This window comes from Arthrobacter sp. 179 (assembly GCF_052379645.1).
GTDB lineage: Bacteria > Actinomycetota > Actinomycetes > Actinomycetales > Micrococcaceae > Arthrobacter_H.
In genome coordinates, this window is the sequence record NZ_JBQSYU010000046.1 from 1 (window position 1) to 7,066 (window position 7,066).

The 7,066-nt window shown below is 63.6% G+C and carries 6 protein-coding genes and 1 pseudogene; 4 read left to right on the forward strand and 3 right to left on the reverse strand.

All coding sequences use genetic code 11. The annotated features are described in order from the left end of the window. A partial coding sequence (locus ACT3UE_RS15580) for a hypothetical protein (RefSeq protein WP_444567010.1) occupies nt 1-878 on the forward strand: 878 nt, incomplete at its 5' end. Between the two features lie 420 nt (nt 879-1,298). Here ACT3UE_RS15580 and ACT3UE_RS15585 read toward each other — a convergent pair. From ACT3UE_RS15585 to ACT3UE_RS15595, 3 genes are read right to left on the reverse strand one after another with little or no spacing between them, the layout of a single operon-like run. After that, a complete protein-coding gene (locus ACT3UE_RS15585; RefSeq protein ID WP_444555611.1) occupies nt 1,299-2,105 on the reverse strand; it encodes an AAA family ATPase in 807 nt (268 codons plus the stop codon). Then, nucleotides 2,106-3,500, reverse strand: coding sequence for a Mu transposase C-terminal domain-containing protein (locus tag ACT3UE_RS15590; protein ID WP_444555610.1), 1,395 nt, complete (start codon nt 3,498-3,500; stop codon nt 2,106-2,108). It abuts the gene before it with no gap. 1 nt (nt 3,501) lies between these two features. Further along, on the reverse strand, nt 3,502-4,101 hold the full coding sequence (locus ACT3UE_RS15595; protein ID WP_114384512.1) for a recombinase family protein: 600 nt from the start codon (nt 4,099-4,101) through the stop codon (nt 3,502-3,504). Between the two features lie 390 nt (nt 4,102-4,491). Between ACT3UE_RS15595 and ACT3UE_RS15600 the strand changes: the two genes are divergently transcribed. From ACT3UE_RS15600 to ACT3UE_RS15610, 3 genes and pseudogenes are all read left to right on the forward strand, one after another. Beyond that, nucleotides 4,492-4,842: a MerR family transcriptional regulator gene (locus ACT3UE_RS15600; RefSeq protein WP_019160177.1), complete on the forward strand. Its 351-nt coding sequence runs from the start codon at nt 4,492-4,494 to the stop codon at nt 4,840-4,842. A gap of 177 nt (nt 4,843-5,019) precedes the next feature. Then, nucleotides 5,020-6,546: a SulP family inorganic anion transporter gene (locus ACT3UE_RS15605; protein WP_055085098.1), complete on the forward strand. Its 1,527-nt coding sequence runs from the start codon at nt 5,020-5,022 to the stop codon at nt 6,544-6,546. Between the two features lie 215 nt (nt 6,547-6,761). After that, nucleotides 6,762-6,980, forward strand: a pseudogene (locus tag ACT3UE_RS15610) (recombinase family protein); the annotation flags it as partial. Nucleotides 6,981-7,066: the final 86 nt, after the last annotated feature.

A 7,066-nucleotide genomic window follows, 5' to 3' on the forward strand; every position in this document is an offset into this window, starting at 1 on the left:
ATGTGGCTTCGCGCGGAATTTCGCTCGACAGTCGGGAGCTTAACTTGGACCACCTCCACCGTTTTGCTCAGGTTGATCAGGCGATGACTATGTACCTTGGAATGTCGCACCTGTTGGAAGTGGTCGGCGCTCCCGGTGAAGCACTTAATCCGACGGAGTTACCGGCAAGCCGTATTGCGTCTGACGAGGCTGTTTCGGCACCGTACTCATTTGACGAATTTATTCGATTTCATAAAAGTAACTTGGATAAGGTCGGCTCGAGTTGGGTAAGCCTTCTCGTTGAGATGGACGAGCTGTCGGGACCAGACTTCGTCAGAGAAGTGCGAGCTGGGAACGTAGACGGCGATGTGGGCGAGCGCGTTCGAGGTTGGGGTCGCACGGCGGAATACTCCTGGAACGAGATTGTGCGGCTGTGGCCGGACGATTCGGCGCAGCGTCTCGTTGATGACTCGAAGTACCGAGCTGAATTGCTCCATAGGATGAGGTCCCTCGCAGCAGACGGCGCGTTCCCTGTGCAGAGCCTTCCCAGAAGTGCCTACGCCGTGCTCTGGCGCGCGGCTTTTTCGCACGATGCGCCCGGCGAGAATGAATACTTCCGACTATTCGACGGAACGACCTCTCTGACAGGTTTTCAGCTCTTGGAGACTTATGCGGTGGGCGGCGTAGCCTATGATCTGATTTCGAATTTAGGCATGGGGTGGATTTGGCCACTACTCGCTATCAGTGGCACTGAAGAAGCCGTTGGAAAGGCTAACGCCTTCATCGAAGTTTTCGAGTTGGCTCGCACCTGGTATTCAGCGATCGAACGAAATGAAGGGATAGACGATCACGATAAGGAGACGGTGGAGATGTATCGTCGCGGAGTTGCTGCCACTTAGGTTTAGCTTCTGGCCTCTTATCCGGAGCTTTCGCTGCATTTTCGTGGGGCGGTGAGGGGTTCCTGGTGGGCTCAACGGAAATGCACACCGAATGCATTTGGCTACGGTGTTGTATGGCTACTAGTGTTCCATTCCTTGACCGCCGGCCCAAGATCGGTACAGGGGTTGGCGCTAGGGTCAGATACCAGAAATACGCTAGGAAGCTCAGCGCTCTCTAGCGTTGTCAGCCAAACAACCCGCGATGTGAACACCTGAGATGCTCCACACTCATACGCTCAAGCCCCTAAATCGGTTCCGGGAGACAGCGGTGTCCACCGTCTCGTAAGCCGGTCCTTCACCGGAAACGACAGCTCGAAACAATAGCTACCGAGAGCGCCAAGCCTGTGGAGTTGATCGGTGAATGGCGTGCTTCTGGTGGCGTTAGCTGGTGATGAGGGTGCTGGCGGCTGCTTCGATGACGTCGTCGGTGATGGTGTCGAGTTGGTTGATCTTCAGGACGCGTCCGATTTGGGGGAAGAGGCGTTCGAGGAGGCGGAAGTTGCCTCTGGTGATGCGTTCGATCGCGGCGATGGCTTGGGCGTCGGTGAAGTCGTCGGGGTCGAGGGTGCGGCCGAGGCGTTTCCAGTGGCGGGTCAGGACGAAAAGTAGTTCTTCGCGTGCGAGGGCGCGGTAGCGGTGGGAGAACCCGAGGCGACTGTAGAGCTGGGGGTAGTGGCGGAAGCGTTGGTCGATGCCGGGCATCCCGATGAACATGAGGGCGACGTGGTGGCGGTCGTGGAGGTCTCGGAGGAGTTCGAGTGAGGTCGGCGTGAGTCGTTCGGCCTCGTCGATGATGATCAGTTCGGTGAAGTCGATGGTGCGGGGAACGTCGGTGGTCGTGATCTTCCCGATCGCGCAGAGGTGCTCGTAGATCAGGACTCCGACCTTCCCGCGGTAGAACTCGATATCGCGCATGAGATCGCGGTGCTTGGCGAGGACCTCGGGGGTGTAGAACACGGTGCGGGAGCGGTGGGCGGCGGCGTAGTGCTTTAGGTCGGCCTCGCTGCGTGGCCCCCAGGCCTGGATGAAGGGTTCGAGGGTGTCCCAGTGGGCGTACCGGCGGGCGGACTGCGTCTTGCCGACGCCGGCCTCGCCGTGGCAGATGCCGATGGTGACGTCCTTGCGGATGGTGCCGGCGAACTCGGTGAAGCGGCGGTGTTCCTTGGTGACGATGAAGTCGCGGTTCATCTACTCGTCCTCTTCGTAGGTCTTCAGGCGCTTCCTGGGCCGTCGCGCGGGAGCGGGCGGCGTGGGCGCATCGTAAGGGGGTCGTGGAGTCGTGGGGATGCGGTCGTTGATGTCCTTGCGTAGCTGCCGGCGGCGGGCTCGTCGGGCGGTTTCGATGTCGTGGAGGCTGTAGCGCTGGTTGGGGTGGGCTTCGTCGATCGCTGTGCACACGAAGGTGTCGTGGTCGTGGACACGGATCTCGGACAGGTCCCGGGGGTCGTAGCGGATGGTGACCGTGCGTCCGACGAACGAGGCGAGCGTGGGCGAGAGGTAGCGCTGGCCTTGGAAGTGGATCCCGTCGCGCTGGACGGTGCGATGCTTGGAGACCCGCAGAAGCAGCCCGTCGAGCTCCTCGAGACTCTCGGGTAGTCGCGGCAGCCATCCCTCAGCGATCCAGGCCGCCTTTGGGCTCGTGCGGATCGCGGTGTGCGTGCGCTGGTTGTACTGGCCGACGAACTCCCCGACGGCCCGGTCGAGACCAGGAAGGACCAGCACCGGCACTGGATGTGGGTTTCCAGGGGTGAGGCGCCCGGGCAGGGTCGCGAGCAGTTCGGTGTTGACGGTGTGGAAGAACCGCTCGATCTTTCCTCTTCCCTGGGGGCGGGCGACCGTGGAGTGGATGATTCGGATCTTCAACGCGATCGCGGTGTACTCGAGGTGATGGCTGGTGAAGTCGCTGCCGTGGTCGACGTAGAGGACGTCTGGGATGCCGCAGATCGGCCAGGCGGGGTCACTCTTGGGCCAGATCGCTTGGCGCAACGCCAGCGCGGTGTTCATCGCCGAGGGCGCGCCCTCGAAGACCATGTACCCGCAGATCGCCCGCGAGTAGTCATCCATGACCGTGGTCAGCCACGGCCTGGATGGTCTCCCGCTGGGGTCCTTGATGAGGATGTCGAGCTCGGTGTGGTCGACCTGCCACAGGGCATTGGGACGCTCAGCGCGGTGGCGGAAGACGAGCTCATGGCGGTCCCGGTAGGATGCTGGCCCCTCGAGAGCGAGCGTCACCATCCCGGGATCCAGTGCCTGCACGATCGACCGCACCGTCGCGTAGCTCGGCGTACTCACGCTTCTTCGTGCGGCCTCGGCTGCGGTCAGGCGGTGCAGTGTCGCGATGCTGGGGCGGGGCTTGGTCAGAGCCAGGTGCTCCACGAAAGCCACCAGCTCAGGCGCGGTGCGCCGCACGCCAGCATCGGCGCGCTGTGCCCGCTCAAGAGCCGAGATGCCACCAGCCCGGTAGAGGCTGTGCCAACGCGAGAGCGTTCGCTCTCCCACCCCGGCCTCCCGCGCGAGACTCGCCAGCGGGATGCCGTCTTCGACGTGGAGCCGCAGAATCTTCCACTTCTGCGACCCGTCCATGTCACGCCTGCGCGATGCTCTCGCGAGCGGCAGCGTCCCGCTGGTGGCGGTACAGCGTCGCCCGAGACCACCCCACCAGGCGCGCCGCCCCCTCAGCGGTGCAACCCTTCGCTCTCTCTTCGGCAGCGATCGCCAGTTTGCGATCCACGACCTCGGGATTCACGGGCGGCCGGCCGAACTTCGTGCCCTGAGCGCGGGCTGCTGCGATCCCCGCGTTGACACGCTCGGTGATCAGCTCGCGTTCGTACTCCGCTAGCGTTGCCAGCATACCGAGCATGAGCCGACCCGACGACGTCTCAGGATCGATCCCGTCGGAGACCGACCGGATCTTCACGCCGCGATCCCGGAGCAGGTTCACGGTGTTGAGCACATCGATGAGCGACCGGCCCAGTCGATCGATCCGCCAGACCACCACCGTGTCCTCAGGCTCCGCATAGGCCAGGAGCTTCTTCATGCCCGGACGCTCCGCCGCGCTCTTCGCCCCGGACGTTACGTCCGAGAACACATCCCGCTTCTGCACCCCTGCCGCAAGAAGAGCGTCAAGCTGCAGCGCCGGGTCCTGCCCCGCCGTCGACACCCGCGTGTACCCCAGAAGTCTCATGACGACATCATGCCTCATAAAGCACATTCACCGGAAGGTCTGAGACAGAACGCGGTGCGACGACTTTACGAGACACCATGGGCCTCCCGTCGACCCAGCTCGTGCCGGCGCCGTAGTCACCAAACGCGGCGTCGCGTAAAGCTGTAGATTCTTGAGGCGCCACCAGCTTGCCACCTTGTGGAAGGGCGGCGATTGCTTGGCGCGAAGCGCTTTCGCCTTGAACTATCCGCGTCGACGTAATCTGGGGCCGACTCTGAGCGCGACTGTGACGTAGCGGTAGAGTTGGTGCCTGCTTGCCGGGCGGCAGAACGCGGGCGCCTGCGTTCAGGCGTCATGGCGAGCAAGGGCTAGTGGAAGGGTGAAGCAGTGGGGCAAGCGCAGGAGCAAGACATGGACACGATGCAGATCGGTGAGGTCGCCGAACGCACCGGGCTGTCGATGCGCACTATCCGCCACTACGACAATGTAGGGCTGGCGCCGCCCTCGGCCCGCAGTGAGGGCGGATTTCGGCTCTACACCCAGGCCGACGTCGAGCGGCTCAACTACGTCCGGCGGATCACTCCGCTGGGATTCAGCCTGGAGGAGACCGCCGAGATCCTCGCCATTCTGGAGGCCAAGGAACCGGTCGAGGCCACTGCCGCGTACTTGGAAAGGGTCCGGGTGGCCCGGGAGAAGATGGCCCGCAAACTGCGCCAAGCCGACGAGCTCATCGACGCCCTGCAGGACCGCGTCCACGACTAAACCTGCCCCCCCCGCTGGCGGAGCGAGGTGGGCCAGCAGCCAGACTCTACCCTCACGTTAGGGTAGAGTTAGTGTCGAAACTTTTCCCGGTGACTACCTGATGCCCCGCCCCTTGGGCGGCCGGGCTGCCTCGTAAGGCCGGGGTCCTTCTTGTTCACGACCTGATGGGAGACCTGCGTGTCCACCACAATCCACACCGCCCCGCCGGCGAATGCCACCCCCGAAGAACGCCAATCCGTCCTGGCGACCCTGAAGCGCCCGCGCTGGCTGAAGACCGAGGTGCTGGCCGGCCTGATCGTCGCGCTGGCGTTGATCCCTGAGGCCATCGCGTTCTCGCTGATCGCCGGGGTGGACCCGCAGGTGGGTCTGTTCGCTGCCGCCACGATGGCCATGTCCATCGCCTTCCTGGGTGGGCGGCCGGCGATGATTTCTGCGGCCACCGCGGCCACCGCTCTGGTGATCGCCCCGCTGATGGCCTCGCACGGGCTGGACTACTTCCTCGTCGCGGTCATCCTTGCCGGTGTCTTCCAGGTGATCCTCGGGGTGCTCGGGGTGGGCAAGCTGATGCGCTTCATCCCCCGGTCGGTGATGGTCGGCTTCGTCAACGCCTTGGGCATCTTGATCTTCACCTCCCAGCTACCAGACCTGATCGGCGTCCCGTGGCTGGTCTACCCGCTCACCGCCGCCGGCCTGGCGATCATCTACCTGCTGCCACGGATCACCACGGTCGTCCCAGCCCCGCTGATCTCGATCATCGTTGTCACCGCTCTGGCCCTGGTCTTCGCACTCAACGTGCCCACCGTCGGGGACAAGGGTCAGCTGCCCGACGCCCTGCCCACCCTGTTCCTGCCTGACGTGCCCTTCACCCTGGAGACCTTCCAGATCGTCGCCCCCTACGCACTGGGCATGGCCCTCGTCGGGCTGCTGGAATCCCTGATGACGGCCAAGCTGGTCGATGACATCACCGACACCCGCTCGAACAAGGTCCGCGAGTCCTGGGGCCAGGGCGCGGCGAACATCATCAGCGGCTTCTTCGGCGGAATGGGCGGCTGCGCGATGGTCGGGCAGACCATGATCAACGTCAAGGCCTCCGGGGCCCGCACCCGGATTTCCACCTTCCTGGCCGGCGTCTTAGTCCTGGTGTTGGCCGTGTCCCTCGGGGAGGTAGTGGCGCTGATCCCGATGGCCGCCCTGGTCGCGGTGATGATCTTCGTGTCGATCGCCACCTTCGACTGGCACTCCGTCCGTCCCTCAACGCTGAAAATGATGCCCAAGTCCGAGACCATCGTCATGGTAGTCACCGTCATCGCGACCGTCGCCACCCACAACCTAGCCGTCGGCGTCGGGCTCGGGGTGCTCACCGCGATGGTGCTCTTCGCCCGCAGGGTCGCGCACTTCGCCACCGTCACGCGCACCGTCAAGGGCGAGGGCGAGCAGGCCGTAGCTCGGTACACCGTGGACGGGGAACTGTTCTGGGCCTCCTCCAACGACCTCTACACCCAGTTCGAGTACGCCGAGGACCCTCAGCGCATCGTCATCGACCTGACGACCTCACACCTGTGGGATGCCTCGACCATCGCCGCACTAGATTCCGTGGAGGACAAGTACCGCCACTACGGCAAGAACGTCGAGGTCATCGGCCTCAACGAGGCCAGCCAAAACATGCGCAACCGCATGTCCGGCAAGCTCGGCGCCGGACACTAAACCACCACGCACCCTCCCCGCGCCCGAGGCTCACACGCTGGACCAGTATTCGCACGTGTCAGCGCGGGGCCCCGCTGTGGCCGGGAGTGCGCCACCGAGCGATCACAGAACGCCGCCATTCATCGCCAAACTTCACACGCCAAGCCATCACCGTCCCGTAAGACCCGTCCGGCGAGTCGTCCGGTGACGGGTCCCTATGCGACACACTGATCTGCATGTCTGAGATCATCATCGGCTATGCACGCGTGTCCACGGAAGAGCAAGACCTCACCGCGCAGCGTGATGCCCTAGCAGCCCTGGGCGTCACCTCGGAACGCATCTATGTTGATCATGGGTTTACCGGCACCAACAAGAATCGTGCCGGCCTACGCGACGCCTTGGCCGCATGCCGAGCGGGGGATACCTTCGTCGTTACCAAGCTGGATCGCCTAGCTGTACTGCCCATAGACGTTAGTTAAGCGGCTGATTGGTGGCTGGTTCCCGATTGCAGTGTGGGGCCTGTGGTGATTGTACGCATGGT